The organism is Salmonella sp. SAL04157, assembly GCF_046551635.1.
Taxonomy (GTDB): domain Bacteria; phylum Pseudomonadota; class Gammaproteobacteria; order Enterobacterales; family Enterobacteriaceae; genus Salmonella; species Salmonella enterica.
The window spans coordinates 75,517-101,746 of record NZ_JBGDVS010000010.1 but is presented as its reverse complement, the minus strand read 5'-3'; the positions used below and the strand labels follow the sequence as shown (position 1 = coordinate 101,746).

25 protein-coding genes and 1 pseudogene are annotated in these 26,230 nt (G+C 51.8%); 12 read left to right on the top strand and 14 right to left on the bottom strand.

The window, feature by feature from the left end; all coding sequences use genetic code 11:
- Positions 1-177: 177 nt before the first annotated feature.
- The gene (locus tag ACLJRE_RS18945; protein WP_001543095.1) at positions 178-1,215 is read right to left on the bottom strand and encodes an NADP-dependent oxidoreductase; all 1,038 of its coding nucleotides are present in this window, start codon (positions 1,213-1,215) and stop codon (positions 178-180) included.
- 210 nt (positions 1,216-1,425) lie between these two features.
- On the opposite strand from ACLJRE_RS18945, the gene mddA reads away from it, so the two are divergent.
- Positions 1,426-1,941, top strand: a complete 516-nt coding sequence (mddA, locus tag ACLJRE_RS18940; protein WP_000155373.1) for an L-methionine sulfoximine/L-methionine sulfone acetyltransferase — start codon at positions 1,426-1,428, stop codon at positions 1,939-1,941.
- Positions 1,941-2,390, top strand: coding sequence for a DMT family transporter (locus ACLJRE_RS18935; RefSeq protein WP_001076565.1), 450 nt, complete (start codon positions 1,941-1,943; stop codon positions 2,388-2,390). The genes mddA and ACLJRE_RS18935 overlap by 1 nt, the downstream gene beginning before the upstream one ends.
- 4 nt (positions 2,391-2,394) lie before the next feature.
- On the opposite strand, the gene ACLJRE_RS18930 is transcribed toward ACLJRE_RS18935, so the two are convergent.
- A complete protein-coding gene (locus tag ACLJRE_RS18930; RefSeq protein ID WP_000018720.1) occupies positions 2,395-2,628 on the bottom strand; it encodes a YdcY family protein in 234 nt (77 codons plus the stop codon).
- Between the two features lie 223 nt (positions 2,629-2,851).
- Here ACLJRE_RS18930 and srfA point away from each other — a divergent pair, with 223 nt between their 5' ends.
- Genes srfA through srfC form a run of 3 tightly spaced genes read left to right on the top strand, consistent with a single transcriptional unit; the run spans position 2,852 to position 9,304 of the window.
- Positions 2,852-4,177, top strand: coding sequence for a virulence-associated effector SrfA (srfA, locus tag ACLJRE_RS18925; protein WP_001605274.1), 1,326 nt, complete (start codon positions 2,852-2,854; stop codon positions 4,175-4,177).
- Positions 4,178-4,181: 4 nt separating this feature from the next.
- On the top strand, positions 4,182-7,163 hold the full coding sequence (locus ACLJRE_RS18920; RefSeq protein ID WP_023212390.1) for a virulence factor SrfB: 2,982 nt from the start codon (positions 4,182-4,184) through the stop codon (positions 7,161-7,163).
- Positions 7,160-9,304: a virulence-associated effector SrfC gene (gene srfC, locus ACLJRE_RS18915; RefSeq protein ID WP_000165641.1), complete on the top strand. Its 2,145-nt coding sequence runs from the start codon at positions 7,160-7,162 to the stop codon at positions 9,302-9,304. The genes ACLJRE_RS18920 and srfC overlap by 4 nt, the downstream gene beginning before the upstream one ends.
- A 44-nt stretch (positions 9,305-9,348) precedes the next feature.
- Here srfC and ACLJRE_RS18910 read toward each other — a convergent pair whose 3' ends face one another.
- Complete coding sequence (locus ACLJRE_RS18910) at positions 9,349-9,522, bottom strand: GhoT/OrtT family toxin (protein WP_001522647.1); 174 nt, start codon at positions 9,520-9,522, stop codon at positions 9,349-9,351.
- 198 nt (positions 9,523-9,720) lie between these two features.
- On the opposite strand from ACLJRE_RS18910, the gene yncL reads away from it, so the two are divergent.
- Positions 9,721-9,816 carry a stress response membrane protein YncL gene (gene yncL / locus ACLJRE_RS18905; protein WP_001103198.1) on the top strand — a complete coding sequence of 32 codons (96 nt, stop codon included), beginning with the start codon at positions 9,721-9,723 and terminating at the stop codon, positions 9,814-9,816.
- 104 nt (positions 9,817-9,920) lie between these two features.
- Here yncL and patD read toward each other — a convergent pair whose 3' ends face one another.
- The 5 genes and pseudogenes from patD to ACLJRE_RS18880 all read right to left on the bottom strand — a co-directional run bounded on the left by patD (position 9,921) and on the right by ACLJRE_RS18880 (position 14,733).
- Complete coding sequence (gene patD, locus ACLJRE_RS18900) at positions 9,921-11,366, bottom strand: aminobutyraldehyde dehydrogenase (RefSeq protein ID WP_000158095.1); 1,446 nt, start codon at positions 11,364-11,366, stop codon at positions 9,921-9,923.
- Positions 11,367-11,480: 114 nt separating this feature from the next.
- The gene (gene ycdR / locus ACLJRE_RS18895) at positions 11,481-12,905 is read right to left on the bottom strand and encodes a GntR family transcriptional regulator YdcR (RefSeq protein WP_000760687.1); all 1,425 of its coding nucleotides are present in this window, start codon (positions 12,903-12,905) and stop codon (positions 11,481-11,483) included.
- A gap of 135 nt (positions 12,906-13,040) precedes the next feature.
- Positions 13,041-13,811: a M15 family metallopeptidase gene (locus tag ACLJRE_RS18890; RefSeq protein ID WP_000237721.1), complete on the bottom strand. Its 771-nt coding sequence runs from the start codon at positions 13,809-13,811 to the stop codon at positions 13,041-13,043.
- A gap of 259 nt (positions 13,812-14,070) precedes the next feature.
- Positions 14,071-14,302 (bottom strand): annotated as a pseudogene (locus ACLJRE_RS18885) (hypothetical protein).
- Between the two features lie 32 nt (positions 14,303-14,334).
- Positions 14,335-14,733 (bottom strand): hypothetical protein, encoded by a 399-nt coding sequence (locus ACLJRE_RS18880; protein ID WP_000747901.1) that lies wholly within the window; start codon positions 14,731-14,733, stop codon positions 14,335-14,337.
- Between the two features lie 514 nt (positions 14,734-15,247).
- Here ACLJRE_RS18880 and sifB point away from each other — a divergent pair.
- Positions 15,248-16,162 (top strand): SPI-2 type III secretion system effector SifB, encoded by a 915-nt coding sequence (sifB, locus tag ACLJRE_RS18875; RefSeq protein ID WP_058109018.1) that lies wholly within the window; start codon positions 15,248-15,250, stop codon positions 16,160-16,162.
- A gap of 273 nt (positions 16,163-16,435) precedes the next feature.
- Positions 16,436-16,666: a YncJ family protein gene (locus ACLJRE_RS18870; protein ID WP_001537894.1), complete on the top strand. Its 231-nt coding sequence runs from the start codon at positions 16,436-16,438 to the stop codon at positions 16,664-16,666.
- Here ACLJRE_RS18870 and ACLJRE_RS18865 read toward each other — a convergent pair whose 3' ends face one another.
- On the bottom strand, positions 16,667-18,631 hold the full coding sequence (locus ACLJRE_RS18865; protein WP_001249761.1) for a peptidase U32 family protein: 1,965 nt from the start codon (positions 18,629-18,631) through the stop codon (positions 16,667-16,669).
- Positions 18,632-18,709: 78 nt separating this feature from the next.
- Positions 18,710-19,246 (bottom strand): helix-turn-helix domain-containing protein, encoded by a 537-nt coding sequence (locus ACLJRE_RS18860; protein WP_000369544.1) that lies wholly within the window; start codon positions 19,244-19,246, stop codon positions 18,710-18,712.
- Positions 19,247-19,337: 91 nt separating this feature from the next.
- Between ACLJRE_RS18860 and ACLJRE_RS18855 the strand changes: the two genes are divergently transcribed.
- The gene (locus tag ACLJRE_RS18855; protein WP_023207794.1) at positions 19,338-20,516 is read left to right on the top strand and encodes a benzoate/H(+) symporter BenE family transporter; all 1,179 of its coding nucleotides are present in this window, start codon (positions 19,338-19,340) and stop codon (positions 20,514-20,516) included.
- Positions 20,517-20,569: 53 nt separating this feature from the next.
- Here ACLJRE_RS18855 and ACLJRE_RS18850 read toward each other — a convergent pair whose 3' ends face one another.
- From ACLJRE_RS18850 to tehA, 3 genes are all read right to left on the bottom strand, one after another.
- Positions 20,570-21,238 carry a DUF3313 domain-containing protein gene (locus ACLJRE_RS18850; protein ID WP_001259021.1) on the bottom strand — a complete coding sequence of 223 codons (669 nt, stop codon included), beginning with the start codon at positions 21,236-21,238 and terminating at the stop codon, positions 20,570-20,572.
- 155 nt (positions 21,239-21,393) lie between these two features.
- Entirely contained in the window at positions 21,394-21,990 is a 597-nt protein-coding gene (gene tehB, locus ACLJRE_RS18845) for a tellurite resistance methyltransferase TehB (protein WP_023207793.1), read from the bottom strand.
- On the bottom strand, positions 21,977-22,990 hold the full coding sequence (gene tehA, locus ACLJRE_RS18840; RefSeq protein ID WP_001243996.1) for a dicarboxylate transporter/tellurite-resistance protein TehA: 1,014 nt from the start codon (positions 22,988-22,990) through the stop codon (positions 21,977-21,979). Before tehA ends, tehB begins: the two co-directional genes overlap by 14 nt.
- A gap of 106 nt (positions 22,991-23,096) precedes the next feature.
- Between tehA and ydcK the strand changes: the two genes are divergently transcribed.
- Entirely contained in the window at positions 23,097-24,077 is a 981-nt protein-coding gene (gene ydcK, locus ACLJRE_RS18835; protein ID WP_000599088.1) for a YdcK family protein, read from the top strand.
- On the opposite strand, the gene rimL is transcribed toward ydcK, so the two are convergent.
- Positions 24,074-24,613 (bottom strand): 50S ribosomal protein L7/L12-serine acetyltransferase, encoded by a 540-nt coding sequence (rimL, locus tag ACLJRE_RS18830; protein WP_410957483.1) that lies wholly within the window; start codon positions 24,611-24,613, stop codon positions 24,074-24,076. The two genes, ydcK and rimL, sit on opposite strands and share 4 nt — an antisense overlap.
- 216 nt (positions 24,614-24,829) lie before the next feature.
- Here rimL and ACLJRE_RS18825 point away from each other — a divergent pair, with 216 nt between their 5' ends.
- Together ACLJRE_RS18825 and sgcB are read left to right on the top strand one after the other, a co-directional pair.
- Complete coding sequence (locus tag ACLJRE_RS18825; protein WP_000144624.1) at positions 24,830-25,948, top strand: M42 family metallopeptidase; 1,119 nt, start codon at positions 24,830-24,832, stop codon at positions 25,946-25,948.
- Positions 25,945-26,226: a PTS sugar transporter subunit IIB SgcB gene (gene sgcB, locus ACLJRE_RS18820; protein ID WP_000976132.1), complete on the top strand. Its 282-nt coding sequence runs from the start codon at positions 25,945-25,947 to the stop codon at positions 26,224-26,226. Before ACLJRE_RS18825 ends, sgcB begins: the two co-directional genes overlap by 4 nt.
- The last annotated feature ends 4 nt before the right edge of the window (positions 26,227-26,230 follow it).

Below are 26,230 nucleotides of genomic sequence, written 5' to 3'. Positions count from 1 at the left end.
GTTTCTTTATGGCAACCGTTTTATCTCCGTCATTCCTTCATGTATCGAGATTTTTGACCGGTTCAGGCCGCTGAGGGAGATAAGCTGCCCCACCGCGATCTGAATGATGAATATAAGTAAAGCCGGAATTTTAAAATTTGCACATTTTTATGGCGACATAATGCCGCCATTTTTTCTTTACGCATCGTCCGCTAAACGTATCACGACTTTGCCAAAGTTCTTCCCCGCCAGCAGCCCCATAAATGCTTCTGGCGCATTTTCCAGCCCATCAGTAATCTGCTCCCGGTAATGTATTTTCCCTTCTTTGATCCAACGCCCCATTTCTTGCTGAAACTCATGTATCCGGTGACCATAGTCCTGGTTGATGATAAAACCTTGCAGACGAATACGCTTTTTAAGTAATGTCGCCATCAGCAGAGGCAGTCTGTCTGGACCGTCCGGCAACGCTGTCGCATTGTAGCCGCTGACCAGACCGCAGAGCGGAATCCGCGCCGACGTATTCAGTAGCGGTAAGACGGCGTCAAAGACTTTACCACCGACATTCTCATAATAGATATCGATACCCTGCGGGCAGGCCCGAGCAAGCTGTTGTGGGAAATTATCAGCGTGATGATCAAGGCACAGATCAAATCCCAAAACGTCTGTCGCATGACGGCACTTTTCCGCGCCGCCAGCAATACCCACGACCCGGCAGCCCTTCAGCTTGCCAATTTGCCCAACCGTTGCGCCTACGGGGCCGGTGGCGGCGGCGACAACCAGCGTTTCGCCCTCTTTCGGCTGGCCGATATCCAATAACCCCATATAGGCGGTAAACCCCGGCATTCCTAAAATACCCAGCGACCAGGAAGGATGTTGCGGATTATCACCCAGCTTTACCAACCCTTCGCCATCTGAAATGTCATAATCCTGCCAACCATTGTAACTCAACACCCATTCGTCTGGTCGGTAATCAGGATGGTTTGACGCGACAACGCGACTAACCGTACCGCCAACCATAACGCAGCCAGGTTCAACAGGCGGCGCATAAGAGGGTTCATCGCTCATGCGGCCACGCATATAAGGGTCGAGTGATAAAAAAACGGTACGCAATAGCACCTGCCCTTCACCGGGCGTCGCGACGTCATCTTCTTCGAGGCGGAAGTTATCCATCTGCGGCGCGCCGTGGGGACGCGAGGCCAAAACCCAACGACGATTTCGGTTGGTCTGTTGCTTCATTCTATTCTCCTCATGCCTGGCATAATCCATCAATAATAGTCGAACATTAGCTTTCTGAGGGAGTTAAACACTCTCAGATATCAGGCTGTGCGCTTTTATGAACGACTTTCCCCCCTCCTCGCTAAACATGAATTCTTGCGCTAATTCGTTGATTTATGCCGCCTTCAATAGTATTTCTAACACTATCGTAAACATTCCCTGGGGTTCCCTATGACGATTCGCTTTGCCGATAAAGCAGACTGCGCCGCGATTACCGAAATCTATAACCATGCGGTATTACATACTGCGGCCATCTGGAACGATCGGACGGTCGATACGGATAACCGCCTTGCCTGGTATGAGGCCCGTCAATTGCTGGGCTATCCGGTGCTGGTAAGCGAAGAAAATGGCGTGGTGACTGGCTATGCATCATTTGGCGACTGGCGCAGTTTCGACGGTTTTCGCTATACCGTCGAGCACTCGGTTTATGTTCATCCGGCGCACCAGGGGAAAGGACTGGGGCGAAAACTGCTCAGCAGACTGATCGACGAAGCCCGACGCTGCGGCAAGCATGTGATGGTGGCCGGTATTGAGTCACAGAATGCCGCCTCAATACGCCTGCATCATTCGCTGGGATTTACCGTTACCGCGCAAATGCCGCAGGTCGGCGTAAAATTTGGCCGTTGGTTAGATCTTACGTTTATGCAGCTCCAGCTTGATGAACACGCCGCGCCGGACGCCTGCTGATGAACCAGTCGCTGACGCTTATCTTTTTGATCGCCGCCGGCGTCGGGCTGGTGGTACAAAACAGTATTATGGTGCGTATTACGCAGACATCATCGACGATTCTGATCGCTATGCTGTTGAACTCGCTGGTAGGGATCGTTTTATTTGTGACGATATTGTGGTTTAAGCAAGGCGCTGCGGGTTTCGGCGAGCTGGTCGCCAGCGTTCGCTGGTGGACATTGATCCCCGGTCTGCTGGGGTCATTTTTTGTATTTGCCAGCATTAGCGGGTATCAGAACGTTGGCGCCGCGACGACTATCGCGGTACTGGTCGCCAGCCAGTTAATCGGCGGACTGGCGCTGGATATCGCGCGTAGCCACGGCGTCACGTTACGCGCAATGGTCGGGCCGGCGTTTGGCGCGCTGTTGCTGGTCATTGGCGCATGGCTGATTGCGAAGCGCCAGTTTTAATGGGTTACAGGATCGTGCCGCCTTTGGTGAGCTGCTCGCGGCGCGCGTCCCGATCTTCTTGATATTGCCTGCCGTGATGCGCGATAGCCGTGCGTAAACGCTGCTGCTGCACATAACGATCTTCGCGACGTAATTCAGCGTCATCGCTCAAGGCAATCAGCAATTCATTCATATGGGCAATTACGCTCTCCGCAATGGCGGCATCCACGCGGGCGCTCACTTCCTCCAGGTGCGACATAAGCTCTCCTACTCTTTATTCTGTAACAGCATGATTCGCCTATTATACGCGTTATTGTCGCCCGATGCGGTAATTCGCCGCCGCCCTCCTGATTTAACTTACGTCAAGTGAAAACACGGGGCTTAATAGACCGAGAATTCGCGCCTTTTTGCCTTTCTTCCGCCGTTTGCTTGCGTATAGACCCCGTAAAGTAGACGCGTGAAGAAGTCTAAGGGATAACAACGTGGCAAAATCTCTCTTGCGCAGCGGCAATCTGGATGATTATCAGGCCGTGGGCGGCGGCGGTCAGGCCGTATTTGAATCAGCATTGCAAATTCGCGAAACGCTTCGTCTGCGTAAACAGCAGGCGATGGTTGACTGTCTGGCGATTCCGCAACTTAACGATAATGGCGATCGGGTTGACTGGTATTCGCCGATTGAAGGTCAGGCGATAGCGTGGAAAGCGGCTGACGAAGAGACACGTTCTCGGGCTTTACGTTATTTAGCCAGCACTTTTGAAAGCGCGGCTGCACTCAGTCGCAAAAGTCTGCAATCCGGTAAAACAGCGCTTCAGCTATTTGGATCGCTACTTGAGAAAGCGACGCAATTTCCCGGCGAAAATCATGTTTTCCTGGTTAACGGCAAACCGGTTATCACCTTCTGGGGATTCGTTAATCTCAACGAAAATACACGCGATGATGTGCTGGACTGCCTGCGGATAACCGAGGCAATCCCCGACATCCCTCTGGTCGAGCCGGAGCCGGAGCCCGAAGAAAAGCCGCTGGTAGAGGCGGCGTTTAGTCAGGCGGATGAACCCTTGTTAACGTCTGTCATTGAGCCGCCGAAAATGCCGGAGGAACCTGTTGCGCCGCCCGTTATCGTTAGCGAGCCGAAGCCGGCCACACCCATCCCGGTTGCTGAGGCGAAAAGAGCTCGCCGTCTACCGCTGTGGAGCTTACCTGTCGCTGCCGTGGTTATCGCCGCCGTCGCCACGCCTTTTTTCTGGCCATCTTCATCCGTTGACGGGGCCTCTCCTGTTCGCGCCGCGCCTGTCGCTACCGCGAAAACTGACGTTACCCCATTGCCTGAACTCACCGCGCATTTGCCGCTGCATCGCGCTGAGGTGACGCCCGCCCCCAAAGTGGCGCCGCTGCCGGAAGCGCCTGTTATTATTGCCGCTATCCCCAAGGACGCGCTGGTGATGGACAGTACGCAGATGAAGCTTGGAACCACGCGCTTTTTAAACGGTAGCTGGCGGGTCAGCGTGGATGTCAAAGATCCGATTACCGGCAAGCCGCCCTCTCTGCGTTATCAGATCCAAAATAACAAAGGTATCGCGCGCGTAGTACATGGCGATAACGTGGTTTGTCGGGCGGAAATTTTCTCTGGTCTGCATCAAACGGGCGAGCTGATGATTAAAAGTCGCGGCAATGCGCGCTGCACCGACGGTTCACGTTATCCGATGCCGGAAATTACCTGTAAAGCAGGCGTCAATGACGTCGCAACCTGTACCGCCCGTTATGGCGACCACGCGGCAATTCCGTTGACGTTTAAAAAGATAGGTGCCTGATTTTATGTTGGTCAATCTGTGTGATTACAAACAGAGCGTCACGCTCATTGCAAACAGCGGCGTCCAGTTTCTTGATTTTGGCTTAACGCCGCAAGAGTCGGCCCACTACGGACGTTTTGTGCGCAAAACGGCAAACGGTCCGCTACTGCGCCTCGATTTTGATCTGACCAGCGGGCGCTACACGTTGCCAGGACGTGCTGGCGGCCAACCCGAAGTCGTGAAACCGGAAAGCACTCAGACGCTGCACTATTCTCTGGATGTACTCGACGGAATCTGGCTCCCCCTGCCGTTCCTGCGTTTTAATCCGCCGCGTACCTTTATTGACGGGCCGGATAACTGGGCGCGCATTCAGGTACGTAAACTCAGCGAGCCAGATAGCGCCGGAAACACACACCGCATCACCCTCGCCTTCGACAGTCAGCTGGCAAAAAATATGCCTGCGGCGTTGGCGCCTTGCGAAAACGATCTGCTCAATGGCACACGTTTTGCGCTCGCCTGGCGCGATGAAGAAGTTGCCGATTTTCTTGACCAGACATGGATTGACGGCTGGCTGCGCGAGTCGTTTCTTCAGTATGCCTCACAGGTGGAAAACCGTTCGGAACAGGCCATACAACAAGCGCTGCGTAGCTTTGAGTATCAGGCGCACTGGTTGAATTTACTGACGCTGTTAGGCGAACAGCTTACGGTGCCGGAAGTAAAGTTTGTGACACATACGTTAAGCACGCCCGCAATCCCGGTCGATCTGATTCTGGATGTCGGCAATACGCATACCTGCGGCGTCTTGATCGAGGATCATGGCGATGCGAATGACGGGTTACGCCAGACGGCAGAGCTTCAGGTGCGTTCTTTAAGCGAGCCGCAGTATCTGAACGATCCTTTATTTACCAGCCGGGTAGAATTCTCAGAAGCGCGCTTTGGCAAGCAACACTTTTCTGTCGAAAGCGGACGAGACGACGCCTTTGTCTGGCCTTCCATTGTGCGTGTGGGCGACGAGGCTCGCGCCCTTGCTATGCAGCGTGTGGGCACCGAAGGCAGCAGCGGTATCTCCAGCCCGCGCCGCTACCTGTGGGATGAAACCCCCGCCTTGCAGGACTGGCGTTTTAGCCAGATCCACGGTAAAACGCAGCGCGAACCGCTTGCCACCGCGTTTCCGCTGATGAATCTGATGAACGACGACGGACAGCCGTTATTCCGCCTGCCGCATGAAGAAAGGCTACCGGTTTTTTCGCCGCAATACAGCCGTAGCACCTTGATGACGCATATGTTGTGCGAAATTCTGGCTCAGGCGCTGGGGCAAATTAACAGCGTCGCCACCCGGCTGCGACTCGGCTTTCCCGCCTCGCCGCGCCAGCTACGCACCCTGATTTTAACGCTGCCTTCCGCTATGCCGAAACAGGAGCGAGAAATTTTCCGCCAGCGAATGTTTGAAGCGCTGGCGCTGGTCTGGAAAGCCATGGGCTGGCATCCGCAGGATGAGGATTTCACCACGCCTAAGCAGCGTGAAAAAAGCGTGGTGCCGGTACCAGAAATACAGATGGAATGGGACGAAGCAAGTTGCGGTCAACTGGTATGGCTTTATAACGAAGCCATTTCGCATTACGCCGGGCGTACCGAATCCTTTTTTAATGCACTCGCCAGACCGGATCGCCAGCCTGAACCCGGCGTCGTCCCCGGGCGCGCATTGCGCGTGGCATCGATTGATATCGGCGGCGGCACGACGGATATGGCGATCGTTCACTATCAGTTAGATGACGGCGTAGGGGCCAATGTAAAAATTACGCCTCATCTCCTGTTTCGCGAAGGTTTTAAAGTCGCCGGGGACGATCTGCTATTGGATATTATCCAACGCTGCGTACTCCCTTCCCTGCAAACGGCGTTGCAACGAGCAGGCGTTACGGATGCCGCCGCCCTGCTGGCGACCTTATTTGGCGATTCGGGACGAATTGATACTCAGGCCATTTTGCGCCAGCAAACGGCGCTGCAATTATTTATGCCGCTGAGCCATGCGGTACTTTCCGCCTGGGAGCAAAGCGACATTAACGATCCGTTTGCCGGTTTACATGCGACATTTGGCGATCTGCTGCTCCGCCGCCCAACGAGCAACGTGATGAACTATATCCAGCAGGCGATCGATCATGCCTTACCGTCTGGTTCGCCGACATTTGATATATTCAATGTGCCGTTGCAAATCCAGTTTAGCCAGCTTCAGGAGGCTCTGCTGGCCGGTCAGTTTACGCTGACAACGCCGCTTCATGCGGTCTGCGAAGCGATCTCCCACTATCACTGCGATATCTTGCTGGTGACGGGGAGACCGACCTGTTTACCCGGCGTACAGGCGCTCATCCGGCACTTACAACCGGTGCCGGTTAATCGCATTGTGTGGATGGATAAGTATCAGGTACATGAATGGTATCCCTTCAGTCAGCAAGGGCGTATCGGCAATCCAAAATCCACTGCCGCGGTAGGCGCGATGTTATGCAGCCTGGCGCTGGACTTACGTCTGCCGCGTTTCAATTTTAAAGCGGCTGATATCGGCGCGTATTCGACTGTGCGTTATCTCGGCGTACTGGATAATACCGTTAATACGCTTCGCGATGAAAATATCTGGTATCACGAGATCGATTTGGATAAACCCGGCGCAACGCTGGACGCTCGCCTGCATTTTCCGCTACGCGGCAACGTGACGTTGGGCTTTCGTCAACTGGCGAACAGTCGCTGGCCGGCAACCCCACTCTATTGCCTGAGCATTAATTCCGCTGAACTGGCGAAAACCATCGCTGGCGACGGCGTACTGAATGTGCGACTGAAATTACGCGGCAGTAGCAAAGATAGCGCCCCGGAATCGTTCATATTAAGTGATGCCTGGCTCCAGGACGGGACGCCGGTCGCCGCCGATGCGCTGACATTAAAATTGAATACGCTGGCTGACCGTCGCCACAGCGGCAGCCACTACTGGATAGATAGTGGGAGTGTATACCTGAAATGACAAAACCGTTAAACACCACCCAGGCTGTTATCGAGTGGGTTAACAACACGCGCCGTTACGCAACGCGACTGGATGATGAAGCCGACGCTCTGCTGGCGCAACTTACGCTTGCCGCGGCGGATGAGTCAGCGCTCAACGCCGCCTGCGCATCACATGGCTGCGTTGGTCTGTACGGGTATGCGCAATCCGCAAAAGCGCATCTGTTAACGACGCTATGCGGTAACGAGAATGGCAAGCTGGAAATTATCACGCCGGACCGTGACTATGATTATTTCAGCCACATCAATCCGGGTCATGCGCCAGCGAATATGGCTATTCGCTTTACGCGCGACATTTTTTCAAACGAGAACAGCTGGCCGTTGCGCCTGCGCTTGATCAGTGAAGCCGAACTGGTGCAGATCTTTATTGCCTGGACCAGCTCGTCCCACATTTGTCGCCAGGTCGAAAAATCCATTATCACATCACGCCTGGAGAAATGGCAATCGCTTCGCCAACCGCAGCCCGTCCCCGGCGTTACCGCTGAAGAGGTCGCGACCATCGCGAGTTTCTGGCGCTCTTGTCTTCCGTCCGCCAGACAACATATTGATGATGCGACATGGCAACACTTTGCCTCGCTCTTGCCTGCGCTGGATCTCACGACTCGGGCGCACGCCTGGGCATTACTGTGGGGAGAGCAACCGGAGATCACCCAGCAATGGCTGGCGCTGGCGCATATGTTGCAACAAACCAGCCATGCCGGGGAACTGGCGGCGCCGCTCAGCCTGCTGGTCGATCATTTTGGCTTACCGGCGGAAAACTTCCTGACGCAAATGGCGCTAACCGCCAGCGATACGCAAAGCGATGTGGTGGTGCATCCGGTTAAGGAAGGCCGACTGCTCAATGCGGTCAGCCTTTCGCTTGATTCTCTGGCGCTGCTTACCCGCGAACTGGTGCTAACCGTTGAAAACAGCGTACTGGATAATGTTGATTTACTGGATATTCCGGTCGCGCCAGACAGTCATCCTCATCCGTTATGGCGGGCGAAATTAGGCTGGATGCTGGCCCATTACCGTCAACAGGTACAGCCCGATGTTCTGGTGATTTGCAATGCTCTGGCATCTCGCTCGCAAACGCCCACCGCCGCCCGTCACTTACTGGAGTGGGTTAACGCCACGCAGCCGCAGCATGAATCAGCGTTACCGGGCGTCGTCTGGGCTATTACTCCACAGGATGCCCGTTTTGCCACCCAGCAAAATCTGGATGAAGCCGTCCAGCAGTTGATGGGTAAACCTGGCGTGCATTGGGGAACGCTGCAGGCGCTGGATAAACACAGTATGCAGCGTTTGGTGGAATGGTTATCGCAGGCGACATCGGCACCACAGCGACAGGCGCGCTTACAGGCGTTACGCGAACAACTGCGAGGCCGCGTGCGCGATCTGTTACCGATGTTTGATGACGCGCAGCTACCGGTTGAAACCGTGATCCGGCGTCTTCAGGCCCAGGCCGCCAGACATGGCGACCTGCTGGCCGGGCTGTTACCGCCGGTACAGAACTTCGAAGCGTTGCTGCGCACCCGACAGTCGCGAGAAGAACAGGTCAGCGGTTTATTTAATGACGCGATCGATCTCTTTGCCGACGAACCAACGCGCGCTTCAGCGTCAGAAGGTCATGAAACAGGCTACCAGGCGCACAAAATGTGGATCAATCATCTGCGCCAGTGGGCCCACTGCCGGGATAATGCGCAGCGTCTGGGTCTGGAACCGCAGATGCTCAACGCCGTGGCGGAGATTTTAATTACCGCCAGCTATCGCCTCGGTTTACCTCAGCAGTTACAGAAAACCATGCAGCGCGAGGAGGTGAGCGGCGCGCAGCTTCATGCCATCATTGGTAACTTCATCGCCTGGCTCGGCTACACAAATATCGAGGAGGCCCAACGCCCGGCCAGCCGCGTTCAGAAAGGCGCAGCCATTTTCGCCGCAACGTCGCGTTCGACAATGTTGCGTCTAACAAAGCTTGACGAACAGCCCGTTCACGCCGCCAGCCGCTATGTCTATGACTGGCTTGTTGCGCTGTATACCCTGGCCAATGAGAACGCAGGATATCGGCATCCGCAGGACGTTACCGACGTAGACAGAGAGCAATTAATTGCCCTGATAGCCTGACCTGGCGGAAAAACCATGCCCGGTAACCTGTATCGGGCTTGAGGTCAGAAAAGCGAAAACAGCAACGCGACGGGGAAACTTATCGGCCATGTCGCGCCAACCAAAAAGGCGCTCAGGAAACGAATTCGTTTTTTGTCATGAGTCAAAAACCAGGTGATCAGGAATGATATCACCGCCATGACGGCGTAAAAAATTAATATCTTTTGAAAGAGGGTCATATCAGGCATCCGCGCCAACCAGAGGAAAAAACGCGCGCAATATGCTCTTTTTATTTGACACACATCAAGGTTTGTCAGCCTTAACAGCAAAACGTTCTCAATGCACGGCTCCGCTCACAGAATATCCTGTTTACGTATTATTGCGGATCTCGCCAACCCGTACTATACCCATAGGGGTTATGATGAAAGGTGGCGAAAATGAATGTTTCCAGTAAAACCGTCGTGCTGATTAATGTCTTTGCTGCTGCAGGACTTTTGGGTCTGATCTCGTTGAGATTCGGCTGGTTTGCTTGAGGTGTTCAACCTTTGAGTACTTGCTGCGCATGTTGGCGGGGAGGTCCCCCTCTCCGCCAACACCCGCCTATTTTTTCATGATTTTTCTGAACAGTAAATGATCCTTAATGCTTAACCATGATGTGGCGGACAAGAGTGTAGTCTTCCAGACCATACAATGACATATCTTTGCCGTATCCCGACTGTTTTTGCCCTCCATGCGGCATCTCGCTAACCAACATGAAATGGGTATTAATCCAGGTACAGCCATACTGCAATCTGGCGCTAAGCCGGTGCGCCCGCCCGACGTCCTGAGTCCAGACGGAGGATGCCAGACCATAGCGAGAATCGTTGGCCCACCTCAGAACCTGATCTTCATCATCAAAGACGGTTATACTGACCACCGGGCCGAAGACCTCGCGTTGCACGATGGCATCTTCCTGTTTTGCGTCTGCCAGCAACGTCGGAGCGAAATAGTAACCTTTACCTTCCGTTTGACTTCCGCCAGTAATCACACGGATATGGCTGAGGGCCTTCGCCTCCTCTACAGCCGCTGTGACGCGCTTCAGGTGCGCCAGCGAACTTAACGGCCCCAGCTCTGTCGACTTATCCTCCGGCGCGCCCATTTTCAGGCTGCTCACCGCGTTCCCTAGCTTTTCGACCAGCGCATCATAGATACCGCGCTGCGCATATATACGGCACGCCGCAGTACAATCCTGTCCGGCATTATAGAAACCAAAAGTCCGGACGCCCTGCGCCACCGCATCCAGATCGGCGTCATCAAAAACAATCACCGGGGCTTTACCACCGAGTTCCATATGCGTACGTTTTATCGCTGGCGCAGTATGGCGCAGAATATGCTCCCCGGTCGCGATAGAACCGGTTAAAGAGACCATGCGTACTTTTTCATGGCCGGTCAATACATCGCCAACAGTCTGCCCTCGTCCGAACAGGACATTGAGCACCCCCGGCGGAAAGATATCCTTCGCCAGCGCGGCAAGTTTAAGCGCCGTCAGCGGCGTGATTTCAGAAGGCTTAATCACCACGCAGTTACCTGCCGCCAGCGCTGGCGCCAGCTTCCAGGCCGCCATCATGAGCGGATAATTCCACGGCGCGATAGAGGCAACCACGCCAATCGGATCCCGGCGGATCATCGACGTATGTCCTTCCAGATATTCGCCCGCCGCCAGCCCACTCAAACAACGGGCCGCGCCGGCAAAAAAGCGAAAAACATCCACGATTGCCGGAATTTCATCATTAATTACGCAGTGCAAAGGCTTACCGCAGTTTTGCGATTCAAGCCGGGCGAACTCAAGGGCGTTTTGCTCGATGCTGTCCGCCAGTTTTAACAGACATTCCGCCCGTGCTTTGGGTGTGGTCTGCCCCCATTCGGCAAACGCGCTATCGGCGGCCAGCACTGCGGCGTCAACCTGCGCGGGCGACGCTTCCGCAATCTCAAGTATGACCTCGCCTGTCGCCGGGTTATAAACAGACTGCCTTTCTCCCTCGCCGTCCACCAGCACGCCATTAATCAGTAATTGATATTGCATAGCATTTTCCCATATCGTCATTAATCGATTTCCGGCGAACGGGCCGCCGCTTTCCTAAAAATAGACGGCGCGCCAGATGCTCACCCGGCACACTCGGGAAATTTAGTCAGGTTGTGAGCTGACACGCATTCCACCTCACACAAGGCTTTTAGCGCGCAGCATCTCGCGAATCAGGCTGCCAAGCTGTTTTACGGCCTGTTCTTCCCGTTCTCCCCAATGCCATGCGGTGTTAAAACGAAAGAAACGCGTCCAGGCGCCGGACGTTGAAAACATTTTCCCCGGCGCGATACTGATAAGGTGTTCAAGCGCTTTGGCGCTAAGTTCACCGGCATCAAGCTGCTCAGGTAGCTCCAGCCAAAGAAAATAACCGCTATCGTTATGGTGAATTTTTACTTCCGCCGGGAGATGGCGCAAAAGGGTTTGCCAGGCTTGCTGTTTACGTTCGGCAAGCTGCCTTCGCAATCGGCGCAGATGCGCGTCATATCGACGTGTCGAGAGATAATCCACTAACGCCAATTGCATGGGGGAACTGGTGGATAATGTGCTCATTAACTGCAAACGCTGAATTTGTCTGGCATGGCTTCCTCCCGCAACCCAGCCAATGCGAAAACCGGGAACCAGACATTTGGAAAAAGACGAACAATGCAACACGGTATCGTCGCGATCCCATGCTTTGGCGGGCAGAGGTTTCTCGCGGCCAAAGTAGAGTTCGCTATAAACATCATCTTCAATTAGCATCACGTTATGGTGCGTGAGTAACGCAACCAGCCGCGCTTTTTTCTCAGCGCTCAGCGTGAACCCTAACGGATTCTGGCTGTTGGTCATTAACCAGCACGCTTTCACCGGATATTCCTGTAACGCTTGTTCCAGCGCCATAAGATCGATACCTTCTTTAACATCGGTGGGTATCGACAACGCTTTCAGGCGCAATCGCTCCAGGGCCTGTAGCGCACCGTAGAAACAGGGGTTCTCCACCACCACCCAGTCTCCCGGTGCCGTCACCGCCTGTAAACTAAGATTCAACGCTTCCAGCGCGCCGGCGGTAATGACAATCTCGTCAGGAGAAACGGTAATCCCCTGCTGCGCGTAACGGCGTGCTATTGCATAGCGCAATTCTGCATTACCTGGCGGCAAATTTTCGATGACGCTCATTGCCGTCGCGGTTTTACTGACCTGCGCCAGAGATCGGTTCAATTGCGGCAAGGGAAACAGACGCGGATCGGGAAACGCTGAAGCAAAAGGCACCACTGAGGTATCACGGCTGGCCTGCAGCATCTCAAAAATATAGGTATTGATATCTACGGCTTCATCCCGAATAACGTGCGCTGCCGTCGCGACTGACCGACAAACCGGATGCGGCGCGACATAATAACCGGATTGCGGACGGGCGATAATCCGTCCCTGACTTTCCAGCAACTGGTACGCATGACCGACAGTCATAAAACTCATGCCGCTACTGGCGACCTGCTCCCTCAGCGAGGGTAATCGATCGCCGGGCTGCCAAACGCCAGAGGCGATTTGTTCTCTAATTTGCTCCGCCAGACGTTGATATTTTTTCATTATTCGTTCTCATTGAGCGCTGCTTGCAGGTGGCAACCGCAGTGTATATCAGTTGTTAAAATTAACAACGATTTGCTAACTGTTATGGTGCTTTCCAACAGGCGTAATGATTAGATTTCGCAACAAAACGCCGTTTCAGGGTCTCTGCTTAACGGGAAAGTCAAACCAGGTGTTCGGGTATGGTTCATGAGTAAGGGAGAAGTGCCACCATTCAGTATCCAGTGGCGTAAAGCCCGCATCACGCATCAATGTTTGTAATAACAACCTATTTGCGCGTTGCTGAGCGGTAAGCATGGCATTATCGGGATGGGATAACGGACTAAAACAGTCAAAGCCGGTACCAAAATCCAGACTATTATCTGGCGAGCGTTGTGCCGCGGACGCAGTACAATTCACCAGTGGTCGTCCGGGATGGTATATCGGTATTTTACTGTCGAGTGGAACAATCGTTAGATCAAGCGTACTTCCCCGACTGTGGCCGGATCTGGCGGCAAGATAACCTTCCTCAAACAGACGCTTTTTCTCTACCAGCGGATAAAATTCGTTTTTCATTTGGTTTTGAGAAGGATCTTTGGCCCACGCGATAAAGTCATTCACTGCGCTTTGCGGACGGTAGCAATCATATATTTTTAAGGTAAGTCCGAAGGGGCGTAAACGATCGGCGACCTGCTTCACTGCGTTCGCGGCTGGTCGTGTTAACAGGCAAACAGGCGCGTTATAGCCTTTAATGGGGCGACCAACAAAGTTATGGGAAGTGAAGTATCGCATGTCTACCTGTACGTCGGGGGCGACCGTAGTAATATCGACAAAGTCTTTTGGCTGGTGGAGATCAATATGGTTTTCAGCTGACATTGCCTGAACGGACAACAGGCTGAACAGGAGGAAAGAAGATACGCATTTTACCATATGTTACACCTCGCGAGAGTCACAGGGGTGATTATGTATTTGAGCAGGTAAAGATTAGCGGACAGCGCTTAAACAGATGGTTAAAATAAACATCATTCCCCCCTGTAATCTGTGCCTTATCACAAACGGAGAGGTTATATTTTGCTTATATGACCATTACGCCGCCTGTTCTATACCCAAAATAATTCGAGTTGCTTAAAGGCGGCAAGGGAATGAGTCCCAGGAGCACAGATAACGATGTGTTTTCACAAAGGCGAGTCTACCTGACCAGAAAGGTTATTTGATAATCAGTAGTACAGTTGTTGTCGCCTTCCATAACTAAATAACATTGTTTCGCCAAAGATAAGACCACTATATAGTCAGGAAGGCAATTAGTGAGGAACGCGTCGATTGTCGGCGATAATGCATCTGAAATTACGATTCACCGCAGTTGTTCAAACACATAGAATCCCCCTCGAACCGAGATAATTCGGTCTGCTGCTCATAGCCATTATTCAGTAAGAAAGCAGGTTGCAGCGGCGGATCACGGGCGTGAAGAAAAATCCTGAGCCCCAAACTTTTTGGACAAGCGCTGAACCTGCCGTATACTTTTACTTAACGTACACTCCGCCATAAAAATAAACCCTGCGATGATACCGTAATGCCACAGGCATAACTTAAGGATATGCCATAAATCAAGCGAAGCATGATTTAACTTCTCAGTGATTGCGATAGTCTGTACAAATATTATGGGATGAAATAATAAGACGCCTAACAAAAATATCCCTGCCACGATCATGGCAAGTAACTGAAAAAAAGCCCATCCGATAACGAAACGGTAAAGTAACAGCAATAATAGCCGTCCACATTTTCTTAGCCATTCTGACTGCAAAATGCCCCAGGATGCTGTCTTTTCGTGAATTTCACCATCTGATTTCTTCATTTTGAGCCTCCTCGCAGGTTTTTATAATTTTATTGCCCAACTGGAAATAAATCCGTCAGCTAATCGTTACAACAAATATAATTAAGACAGAAACTAAAGAGTAAGGCATTTATATCATAAGTGCTATCAGTATTGGCCTTCTGCCCTACCGCTAAATATCTCATTGTTGTTAGCCTAATAATACTTTCAGTTTAACTTCTTATAAGAAAATTTCTACACGGTTGAGCAACAATTTACTTTATCTAAAAATAATATAGCGTGTAATTAATCATTACTTATGGTACATGATGATGTGAAAATTAAGAAAACCGTTTTAGTTTCATTCGTTTTACCTGACATACTTCATGTCCAGGAGGCGTGGGCATGACTAAAACTACGGGTCAATTTGAACGTTCAGGACAAAGCAAAAATCAGGTGTTTCACCGATAGGCAAACCGATGGGCAACATGGGATAATATTTTGAATACCACCTATTCCAGTAATGAAGTATTTATAATCACTTGTGGTCTAAATTATGCCAATTACTATCGGGAGAGGGTTTTTAAAGAGTGAGATGTTTTCTCAAAGTGCCATCTCTCAACGCTCCTTCTTTACGTTACTATGGGAAAAGATTAAAGATTTTTTCTGTAGCACGCGAAGATCCGCTGCCGATCAATATATAAAGGAATTATGTGATGTTGCCTCTCCGCCTGACGCACAACGTTTATTTGATTTATTTTGCAAGTTATATGAATTATCATCACCGTCATGCAAAGAAAAATTCCATTTTCAGCACTATAAAGATGGCGAAGATATTCCGTTATGCATTGTGATACGTCAGGATCACTACTATTATGATATAATGAATAGAACAGTACTCTGTGTTGATACTCAGTCTGCCCACCTGAAAAGATATTCTGATATTAATATAAAAACTAGCACTTATGTTTGTGAAGAGCTATGTTGCTTGTTCCCTGAGCGGTTACTACTCTCGCTATCCGGTGGTATAACATTTTCCGTTGACCTAAAAAATATAAAAGAGACGCTTATCGCCATGGCAGAAAAGGGTAATTTATGTGACTGGAAGGAACAGGAAAGAAAAGCCGCCATCTCCTCCAGGATTAGTCTGGGCATCACCCAGGCAGATCTACCACCTATTGACGACGCTATCAAAAACAAAATAGCCGCAAAGGTTATTGAGGATACTAACTTAAAGAATGCAACATTTGAACCAAATTATGCACAAAGCTCAGTTACTCAAATTGTTTATTCATGTTTGTTTAAGAATGAGATACTAATGAATATGCTGGAAGAAAGTTCCTCTCATGGCCTGCTATGTTTAAACGATCTTGCTGAATATGTAGCGCTACAAGTTCATAACAGCCTTTTTTCTGAAGATTTATCTTCACTCGTTGAAACAACAAAAAATGTGGCTCATCACCAGCGTTGACCACACCATAAATAGTATGGTTTACAATCCCCTGGCAATACCAAAACCATCTAATACAATAACTTTAAATATATACTTCCATGGAATAATGGATTTACTATGGAGCGAATTGGCTCATTATTTTTATAATTGAGATACTGAGTATTAAGTATATTTTCTCATACAACTTATCGCACTTATTGACAAACTGTTTTCGCTAATTTGAAGTGTTGAATAATAACTCAAAGAAATTATTGGCATCATAGCCTCACGACGTAACTGGAAGGTGGTATGATGTTTACAAAAACGTTATCAGTAGTTTTACTGACCTGTGCGCTGTTTTCAGGCCAGTTACTGGCGAAACAGCAAGACCACGCATTCGTATGGTTTGCGACGGGAGGGCACCAGCTTAGACACGAAGCCGACAGCGATGAATTACGGGCGGCAGCGGAAGAATCAGCGGAAGGCTTGCGCGAGCACCACAACTGGCAGAAATCGCGCAAACCAGAGAGCTATTTTCGTTAATTAAACGCCCCTGCGCTTCGGCAGCGTTTTCATCAGCGCTTCAGGGCTCACTGAAGCGACAACGCTGCCGGGCTGGGGCATTTTTAAGATATGGTTTTTAATTTTGCCAATGACATGCATTTCGCAAGGGCGGCAGTCGAATTTTAGCGTCAGTACCTCATCGCCATGCACCAACTGCATCGGCGTGGCTTTCCAGCTCTTAATATTTCCTTTCGCCTGCTTAGGACAAAGGTTGAACGCAAAACGCAGGCAGTGTTTGGTGATCATGACCGGTACCTCGCCCTTCTCCTGATGCGCCTCATAGGCCGCATCAATCAATTGTACGCCGTAACGGTGATAAAATTCCCGCGCTTTGTGGTTGTAGACATTAGCGAGAAAGCTGAGATGCGTTTGCGGATAGACCGGCGCAGGCTGCGCCACGGGTTTCCGACGACCTCGTTGATAATGGGCCAGCCGCGCCGCGTCAAGCATATCAATCGCCTCCCGACGGAACTGATTGAGCAGGCTATTTGGCACGAACAACGCCGCCGGTAATGTCACCTGCATATCACGTGCGTAGTAAGGCGTCTGTCCCAGCTTCGCCAGTCCGGCTGTTAGGTTATTCAACGCTTTTTCAGAGTTATTGGCTTCCTCAAATACCCCGTCAAGCGTATGCGTGATGCAGACACCGTCTTCACTGGTCAGCGTCAGAATAAGCTGTTCCTGCCAGCCGCCCAGCATGATATCAACCGCCACACGGCGCTCACTGGAGGTTTTTGTCAGCGCTTGCTGCCAGTTATGATCCAGATTACGATTCAACGGATGATGCGGACGGACTTTATGCAGGTCGGCAGGCATATCATTTGGCCAAACGCGGTAGCGGTTATGACCGGTTTTCTCCACCGTATTGGCGCGAAAACCCACCACTTCACGCTTAATCAACACGTTCAGACCATCGCCATTCGCCAACGGCTCCGTAGCTTCTACATCGAGATAATCCTTCGCCACATTCAGCACCTCGCCTACCGGCAAGCCAATAAATTTTGGTGAATCAAATGCGCCAATATCGCCTTTCCGCGCGTTAACAAAATAGTCGGTGCTGCCGCGGTGGAAGGTTTTCTCCGTGGAGGGAACAAAAAAGTGCTCGGTCCGACCAACCGACGCACGCGCCAGATCGCCACGTTGCTCGATAATCGCGTCCAGCATCTGACGATAATGCGCGGTGATGTTTTTGACATAGCTCATGTCTTTGTAGCGCCCTTCAATCTTGAAGGAACGTACACCTGCATCGATCAACGCGCCGAGGTTAGCCGTTTGGTCGTTATCTTTCATCGATAGCAAATGTTTTTCGTAAGAGACCACCCGCCCCTGATCGTCTTTTAACGTATACGGTAAACGACAGGCTTGCGAACAGTCGCCCCGATTGGCGCTGCGCCCGGTTTGCGCATGAGAGATATAACACTGCCCAGAATAAGCGACACACAGCGCGCCATGAATGAAGAACTCAATCGTGGCGTCAGTAGCCTGATGAATAGCCGCTATCTGACTCAAATTAAGCTCGCGCGCCAGTACAATCTGTGAAAAACCGACATCGGCAAGAAATTTCGCTTTTTCCACACTACGAATATCACACTGTGTACTGGCGTGAAGCTCAATCGGCGGGATATCCAGCTCCAGAATGCCCATATCCTGCACAATCAGCGCATCCACCCCGGTGTTGTACAAATCGGTGATTAACCGCTGCGCGGGCTCCAGCTCATCATCATGCAGGATAGTATTCAGCGTGACAAAAATCCGGGCGCCGTAACGGTGAGCAAACGGGACCAGATCGGCGATATCGCGCAGACTGTTACTGGCGTTATGACGCGCGCCAAAACCGGGTCCACCGATGTAGACGGCATCTGCGCCATGCAAAATCGCTTCGCGAGCAATTGCGGCGTCACGGGCCGGACTTAACAATTCGAGATAGTGAGGTTGCTGGCGCATACAGTCTTTCTTATCCAATAGCAGCGAAATGGCGGCTATTGTAGTCAGAAGCGCAAACTAACGAAATAGTTTTCCCGCTTAATCACGCGGGTAATGGATCAGCGAGTGAAAATGAACCGTCTGGTCACTGCTGTTGCGATAGGTATGCGCCGTATCGCCGGCAAAACGCAAACCTTTACCGGCGTCTATGGTTTGCCATACCCCACCAGTACACATGTCCAGCCGACCCTGAATCACCACCACATGTTCGATAACGCCGGCTTTATGCGGCGCTGATTCGCTGACCGCGCCAGGCGCCAGCAATAGAGAAAAATAGTCAAAACAGAGTTCAGGGTCCCACGGAAACAGCGGTGTGATTACCATCGCTTGCTGCTGGGGATCGAAGGTTGGCGGAAATTCGGCCTGCGGAGGCGAAATAAACATTGAGAATGGAACGTTCAGGCCCGTCGCAATTTTCCACAGCGTTGCGACTGTCGGGCTGGATTCATTACGCTCTATCTGCCCTAACATGGCTTTTGAGACGCCGGAGATCTCCGCCAGACGCGATAAACTCCAGCCTCGCTGATGGCGTAACGTTCTTAACGTGGTCGCCAGATAGTGTGTCAGGTTATCCATTTTTCCCCCCAGTAAGACCATAGCGTATCACTTGTACGCTATAACGCACAATGCTACATTGACTGACCGTTATAACGCACAAGAGGCGATCATGCGTCTGTTATCACTGCCGTTACCTACTGTATTATCTGGTCTGGTCGCCGTTCTGGTCGGCTATGCAAGTTCCGCCGCCATTATCTGGCAGGCGGCGCTCGCCGCTGGCGCAACACCCGCAGAGATCGCCGGCTGGATGACCGCCCTCGGTATAGCCATGGGCATAAGCACACTAACGTTAACCTTGTGGTATCGTGCGCCGGTTTTAACCGCCTGGTCAACGCCTGGCGCCGCTCTGTTGGTAACAGGGCTTCAGGGATTATCGTTGCCAGACGCGGTGGGCATATTCATTGTCGCCAATGCCCTGATTGTGCTGTGCGGCGTCACGGGATTGTTTGCGCGTTTGATGCGGATAATCCCCCATTCTCTTGCCGCCGCAATGCTGGCGGGAATACTGCTACGCTTCGGCCTGCAGGCGTTCGGGACGCTCAACGGAGAGTTTGTCATGTGCGGCGGTATGCTATTGGCGTGGCTACTCTTTAAAGTATTCGCGCCCCGCTATGCCGTTATTGCTGCCATGGTGATGGGAATAACGGTGGCTCTCATCCAGGGTGAGGTGGCGATGAGCGGTATTCATTTCGCGCCGGTGTGGCCCACCTTCGTTCCCCCCCACTTTTCATTCGCGCAAAGCCTGAGCGTCGCGGTACCGCTCTTTCTGGTGACGATGGCATCGCAAAACGCCCCCGGCGTCGCCACAATGAAGGCGTCTGGCTATCAGCTTCCTGTCTCTCCGTTAATGATTTTTACCGGATTGCTGGCGCTGCTGCTTTCGCCATTTGGCGTTTATTCTATCTGCATTGCCGCCATTACAGCCGCCATTTGTCAAAGCCCGGACGCGCACCCCGATCCAACGCGTCGCTGGTTAGCGGCCGCCGCCGCAGGCGTTTTTTATTTACTTGCCGGGTGGTTTGGCGGTTCGATAACCGCGCTGATGGTCGCCCTGCCGGTTAGCTGGGTGCAAATGCTGGCTGGTCTGGCACTGTTAAGTACGATTAGCGGTAGCCTGTATCAGGCGCTTACTCACGAAAATGAGCGTGACGCGGCAGTTATCGCATTTCTCGTCACCGCCAGCGGGCTAACGCTGATGGGCATCGGATCGGCATTCTGGGGGTTGATCGCTGGCGGGATAGGCTACGCTGTATTAACGAGAACGCGCCGCCCATCGTTGTCTGGCTGATGGCGACCGCTAATCTGCCGGGGTTTGCGCCATCTTGCGATGGCGCCGCAGAACTATTTTTTGTTAACGTCAAACATAGAGGTATCCGTCGCCATATCATCCACGACCTGTTTCAACGTCTCAAACGCCATTGGCGTACTGGAATTACTCAGGTCTTGACCTTCACCCTGGCGCACTACCTTGACGACCGGCTTGTTGGTCGCGGCATCTATCAGCTCACCCTCAAAATAAAGGTGGGTATCCATGGTTCGGTGGCCCGTCGCCATTTGCGTGCCTGCCACAATCAGCGCTACAGGGATTACCTCATAGAATTGTAGCCCTTCTTTGCTGGTATCCACGCCCGTAATCGCCCCGCGGAAAATCAAACTGCGCGGCCCTGGCGTCGTGACCAGCGGTTTGCGCTGTTCAATTGCTGATTTTACTTTACTGTTCGTATAAGCCAGCAGTTTATCAAGAACTTGCTGCCCGACCTGGGTCGTTGGCTTGGGGACGGGATAGTACGTTATCGGATTGTAAACAATATTGTCATAGTTAGAGTCATTGAAATGTGGATCTACCCAGCGCAACACCGGTTTTCCCGTGGCGGAGGTAGTTTCCTGCAGGTCCGAATAATTTTTTAAGAATCCAGAATACTTATCCGGCTGTGTGACTTTGGACGCACAGCCGGATAACGCCAGCAAGCCAGTAAGCACTGCAACTTTAAATAAAGTATGAGTACGCATGAAACGATCCCTTTAGTCTTCGCAATGATGCAAAGGAAATAATAGCAAAACGAAATCATTCTGGATGCACTAAAAATGGTAACGACAGCACAATTTGAACGCGGCGCCCGACAAAAAAATGCCGAACGCAGCGAGACTTACAGAACTTGCATCGGTCAGGCCGGTTTTCTCGCCAGCATCGTAGCAAAGCGCAGTTTGATACGGTTGCCGTTTTCGTCCGTGCGGTAAAGCTCGCCGACATCTTCGTTGTATTTCAGCATGTCCCATCCTTCGTAATAGCGGCGTAATTCGCCTTCTTTAAAAGCGAACGGGAATCCCACCGTACAGGGAAAGTCCGGCGTATCCATTGCCGCAACAATCAAATTATACCCGCCGGGTTTTGTGCAGCGTTGCATATTGGCAATTAAACCGGGAATGGTTTGCGCCTCAAGAAACATCATAACCACCGTCGAGAGAATAAAATCGTACTCGCCGTCAAAGGTCAATGTATTCAGATCGACAATGTCGGTTTGCAGATTATCCAGCCCTTCTGCCGCTTTAATACGCTCAAGGTTAGCCATACTGGCCGGATTTTTATCCCATGCGGTAACGTCATAACCGTTCGCGGCCAGATACAGACTATTGCGGCCATTGCCGCATCCCAAATCCAGCGTTCGGCCCGGCGCGACAACCTTTGCCGCCGCCAGCACATCCGAATGCGTGCGGGTTAATCCATATTTCTCAGTAAAGTAATTTTCGTCACGAACGGTCATTTTTTTCCTCCGTTTTCAACAGTGCAGCGCGCTCAGTGCGAATAAGCAACGTCCCCTGCACCAGCAATAGAAATGTACGAACCAGCAATAAGGCGATAATAGCGTTAGTGAAAATAAACAGCGGGACGGCCAGAATATGGAAAAGCCCTGATTCACTACCGTGACCAAGATGTAACCCCGTGGTCGCCAGCGCGGAAACGCCGAACGAAAAACTCCAGAAAGAAGCATTAAACGGTTGTGATAAATACCAGGGCATTAATCGCAGCATAAATAAAAGCTGTAACAGACCGTAGCCGAATAGCATTTTCGCCAGCGTGTCGCCCTCCCCGCCATTGACGCTCAGCCAGGCGCTACAGGCGACCAGCGCGGGTGCCAGTTGGATACCCAGCGACGTACGCAGCACCGCCGGTAATTCGCCGCAGCTACGCAGTCGCTGCAAAATAACCGGTTCCAGACTTAACCACGAAAAGACACCTGCGCCTAAAAACACCAGTCCGGCATCATTGTAACCGAGCGCTCCACAGGCCATGGCGCTGATAAAATTATTCGCTACCGTGGGCAGATAAAGCCCCGGGGTTGTCGCTTCTTCCGGATGCGCTCCGCGCCAAAGTCCCGCCGTCTGCCATGCGGCATACGCCAGTTGTATGACGACCCCCACGCTGAATAGCGCAACGGCCAACGGGCGATACCAGGGAACGAAGCCGATCGCGACCAGCATCGTGGTGGCGGGAAACAGGCTGACAAAACTGCTCATTACCGGATGTCGCACTTCAGCCATCACGCTATGGGGAAAGCGCACCAGACGGCTAAGGAACGCCAGGGTCAAGAGTGCCCAAATAATCATCGCCAGGATCACCATGATGTCGCCGGGCCAGTGGCTTATTGCCCATATCTGGCTGGCATAACGCCAGGCGAATCCCATACCGATAGTGCCAAGGACGATGCCAAAATAGCCCGCAGGCAGATTGAGCACGCGATCGCTCTGCTTGTGATTACGCATTTTGTTTAATTTATAAAGTATATTTGAAATGCATTTTATGGAATTTCTGGTTGTTTCGCCAGTACCTTTGCTACGGTTATCTTAATCGTTCACACGGAATTTCCCTATGATCAAATATCGACTGAGTGAAGAACCTCGTGCTTTTACTTATCAGGTAGACGGTGAGAAGAAAAGCGTCTTATTACGACAAGTTATTGCCGTAACGGATTTTAACGATGTTAAAGCCGGAACCTCCGGCGGCTGGGTTGATGCCGATAATGTGCTGTCACAACAGGGGGATTGCTGGATTTATGATGAAAACGCGATGGCCTTTGCGGGCACGGAAATTACGGGTAACGCGCGTATCACGCAGCCGTGCACGCTCTACAATAACGTGCGAATAGGCGATAACGTCTGGATTGATCGCGCTGATATCAGCGATGGCGCACGGATAAGTGACAACGTCACCATTCAGTCCTCTTCCGTGCGCGGAGAGTGTGCGATTTATGGCGATGCCCGCGTGTTAAACCAGTCAGAAATTCTCGCCGTTCAGGGACTAACGCATGAACATGCGCAGATTTTACAAATTTACGATCGCGCCACCGTGAACCATTCGCGGATTGTCCATCAGGTACAGCTTTATGGCGACGCCACTATCACACACGCTTTTATTGAGCACCGGGCGGAGGTCTTTGATTTCGCGCTCATCGAAGGCAACAAAGACAATAATGTCTGGATCTGTGACTGCGCCAAAGTCTATGGCCATGCGCGGGTTATCGCCGGCACAGAGGAAGATGCTATCCCTACCCTTCGCTACAGCTCGCAGGTAGCGGAACATGCGTTAATCGAAGGCAACTGTGTGTTAAAACATCATGTGCTGGTAGGCGGACATGCAGAGGTACGCGGAGGCCCGATTTTACTGGACGACCGCGTGCTGATTGAAGGCCATGCCTGTATACAGGGCGAAATTCTGATTGAGCACCAGGTCGAGATTAGCGGACGGGCGGCGGTGATAGCGTTTGACGGCAATACTATTCACCTGCGCGGCCCAAAAGTGATCAATGGCGAGGATCGTATTACGCGTACCCCCTTAGTCGGTTCCCTTTAATCCGTATCAATAATGCGGGCATACATATTAACGTCGTGATAGTCGCCGTTAAGATACTCCGCCTGCTTCATACAGCCTTCCAGCGTAAAATGGTTGCGCCGTGCGACCGCATTACTGGCCTGATTATCAACGCGGCATTTAATGACGAAGCGCCGAATATCGCCGCGCCGGGCATAATGTGTCATCAGCGCCTGTAATGATTGCGACATTATCCCTTGTCCCTGGAGGGACTCATCCAGCCAGTAACCGATATAGGCGGCTTTGTTTACCGGTTCGATGGCATTAAATGAGAGTACGCCCGCCATCTCATTCTGGCAGAAAATCAGGTACATTTTGGCGTAACCACGCTGGTGCAACAGTATATTACCCTGCACATGCTTACGCGTTTCCTCCTGCGACGTGACATATTGCGGCCAGTCGAGCGACTGTTGTAGCCACGTTTTGTTTTTGAGTACCAGTTGGTGCAGCGCCGGAACATGACTTTCATCTGCCGCTTGCAGTTCCAGCGTCGTGCTAACAGGAATAATTTCCATCATCGCGTTGCCCTTCTTCGTTGTTGGTCGTGATCACATAAATAGCCTGGTTTACCGATAACCCGCAGGTGATATGAGCGTTTTTATTGTATCGCCATCACATTATTTTTTATTGGCCCTATTTAGCGTATTTCCGCGTGACACATTTCACACTTATCCAACCATTCTCCGCCTATAAAACGCTCAACGACTGATTGTTTTATCACCACGGAGACGCCAATGACCTTTTCTGTGCAGGAAACGCTTTTTTCTTTACTGCGGCTAAACGGGATTTCAGGACATGAAAGCAGTATTGCAAACGTTATGCAGCACGCGTTTGAACAGCAGGCCAAAGACGTCTGGCGGGATCGCCTGGGCAATGTCGTCGCCCGTTATGGCAGCGATAAATCCGACGCGCTTCGCCTGATGATTTTTGCGCATATGGATGAAGTGGGTTTTATGGTACGCAAGATCGAACCCTCCGGTTTTTTACGTTTTGAACGCGTGGGCGGCCCGGCGCAAATTACTATGCCCGGTTCGATTGTGACGCTTGCCGGACGTTCAGGCGATATCATGGGCTGTATCGGTATTAAAGCATATCACTTCGCGAAGGGTGACGAGCGCACCCAGCCTCCCGCTCTCGATAAACTCTGGATTGATATCGGCGCAAAAGATAAAGCGGATGCCGAACGAATGGGTATTCAGGTGGGGACGCCAGTAACCCTTTACAACCCGCCGCACTGTCTGGGCAACGACCTGGTATGCAGTAAGGCGCTGGATGACAGGCTGGGGTGTACGGCGCTACTGGGCGTCGCCGAGGCCCTCGCCTCCACACCGCTCGATATCGCGGTATTCCTGGTCGCGTCGGTGCAGGAAGAGTTCAATATTCGCGGCATTATTCCCGTTTTACGACGCGTGCGCCCCGACCTGGCGATTGGTATTGATATCACCCCATCCTGCGACACGCCTGACCTGCAGGATTACTCGGATGTGCGGGTCAACCACGGCGTCGGCATCACCTGTCTGAACTATCACGGACGCGGTACGTTGGCGGGACTGATTACGCCGCCGCGTTTGCTGCGGATGCTGGAGACCACCGCGCACGAAAATAATATTCCCGTACAGCGAGAAGTCGCGCCAGGCGTCATCACCGAAACCGGCTACATTCAGGTTGAACTGGACGGTATTCCCTGCGCCAGCCTTTCTATTCCTTGCCGCTATACCCACTCGCCAGCCGAAGTCGCCAGCCTGCGCGACCTGACTGATTGTATCCGTTTACTGACTGCGCTGGCCAATATGTCGCCAGAACAGTTTCCCATTGAGCCTGAAACAGGCGCTACACAAGAGGCACGACCATGATGAAAAAGATCCTTGTGGCATGTGGTACCGGCATGTCGACATCAACCATGATTGCACAAAAACTGCAGGACTTTCTTGCGGAGCAAGGCATTGCGGCAACCACGGCGCAATGTTGTCTGAATGAGATCCCGTTGAACTGTAACGGTATGGATCTCATCGTAACGTCCATGCGTACGCACAGTGACTATGGCATCCCGACGCTCAACGGCGCCGCCCTGCTGACAGGCATCAACGACGACGCATTAAAACAAGAAATCAAGGCGCTGTTAACACAATAAAGGG

Bases quoted from the DNA above. Each gene is read 5' to 3' on its own strand.
- ACLJRE_RS18825 (WP_000144624.1), top strand. From the start codon at position 24,830: ATGACCTTTTCTGTGCAGGAAACGCTTTTTTCTTTACTGCGGCTAAAC.
- ACLJRE_RS18880 (WP_000747901.1), bottom strand. From the start codon at position 14,733: ATGAAGAAATCAGATGGTGAAATTCACGAAAAGACAGCATCCTGGGGC.
- rimL (WP_410957483.1), bottom strand. From the start codon at position 24,613: ATGATGGAAATTATTCCTGTTAGCACGACGCTGGAACTGCAAGCGGCA.
- ACLJRE_RS18945 (WP_001543095.1), bottom strand. From the start codon at position 1,215: ATGAAGCAACAGACCAACCGAAATCGTCGTTGGGTTTTGGCCTCGCGT.
- tehB (WP_023207793.1), bottom strand. From the start codon at position 21,990: ATGACCGTTCGTGACGAAAATTACTTTACTGAGAAATATGGATTAACC.
- ACLJRE_RS18865 (WP_001249761.1), bottom strand. From the start codon at position 18,631: ATGCGCCAGCAACCTCACTATCTCGAATTGTTAAGTCCGGCCCGTGAC.
- ACLJRE_RS18935 (WP_001076565.1), top strand. From the start codon at position 1,941: ATGAACCAGTCGCTGACGCTTATCTTTTTGATCGCCGCCGGCGTCGGG.
- patD (WP_000158095.1), bottom strand. From the start codon at position 11,366: ATGACGATATGGGAAAATGCTATGCAATATCAATTACTGATTAATGGC.
- ycdR (WP_000760687.1), bottom strand. From the start codon at position 12,905: ATGAAAAAATATCAACGTCTGGCGGAGCAAATTAGAGAACAAATCGCC.
- srfC (WP_000165641.1), top strand. From the start codon at position 7,160: ATGACAAAACCGTTAAACACCACCCAGGCTGTTATCGAGTGGGTTAAC.
- ACLJRE_RS18860 (WP_000369544.1), bottom strand. From the start codon at position 19,246: ATGGATAACCTGACACACTATCTGGCGACCACGTTAAGAACGTTACGC.
- mddA (WP_000155373.1), top strand. From the start codon at position 1,426: ATGACGATTCGCTTTGCCGATAAAGCAGACTGCGCCGCGATTACCGAA.
- ACLJRE_RS18850 (WP_001259021.1), bottom strand. From the start codon at position 21,238: ATGCGTACTCATACTTTATTTAAAGTTGCAGTGCTTACTGGCTTGCTG.
- ACLJRE_RS18870 (WP_001537894.1), top strand. From the start codon at position 16,436: ATGTTTACAAAAACGTTATCAGTAGTTTTACTGACCTGTGCGCTGTTT.
- ydcK (WP_000599088.1), top strand. From the start codon at position 23,097: ATGATCAAATATCGACTGAGTGAAGAACCTCGTGCTTTTACTTATCAG.
- yncL (WP_001103198.1), top strand. From the start codon at position 9,721: ATGAATGTTTCCAGTAAAACCGTCGTGCTGATTAATGTCTTTGCTGCT.
- ACLJRE_RS18910 (WP_001522647.1), bottom strand. From the start codon at position 9,522: ATGACCCTCTTTCAAAAGATATTAATTTTTTACGCCGTCATGGCGGTG.
- sifB (WP_058109018.1), top strand. From the start codon at position 15,248: ATGCCAATTACTATCGGGAGAGGGTTTTTAAAGAGTGAGATGTTTTCT.
- ACLJRE_RS18920 (WP_023212390.1), top strand. From the start codon at position 4,182: ATGTTGGTCAATCTGTGTGATTACAAACAGAGCGTCACGCTCATTGCA.
- ACLJRE_RS18930 (WP_000018720.1), bottom strand. From the start codon at position 2,628: ATGTCGCACCTGGAGGAAGTGAGCGCCCGCGTGGATGCCGCCATTGCG.
- tehA (WP_001243996.1), bottom strand. From the start codon at position 22,990: ATGCGTAATCACAAGCAGAGCGATCGCGTGCTCAATCTGCCTGCGGGC.
- ACLJRE_RS18890 (WP_000237721.1), bottom strand. From the start codon at position 13,811: ATGGTAAAATGCGTATCTTCTTTCCTCCTGTTCAGCCTGTTGTCCGTT.
- sgcB (WP_000976132.1), top strand. From the start codon at position 25,945: ATGATGAAAAAGATCCTTGTGGCATGTGGTACCGGCATGTCGACATCA.
- ACLJRE_RS18855 (WP_023207794.1), top strand. From the start codon at position 19,338: ATGCGTCTGTTATCACTGCCGTTACCTACTGTATTATCTGGTCTGGTC.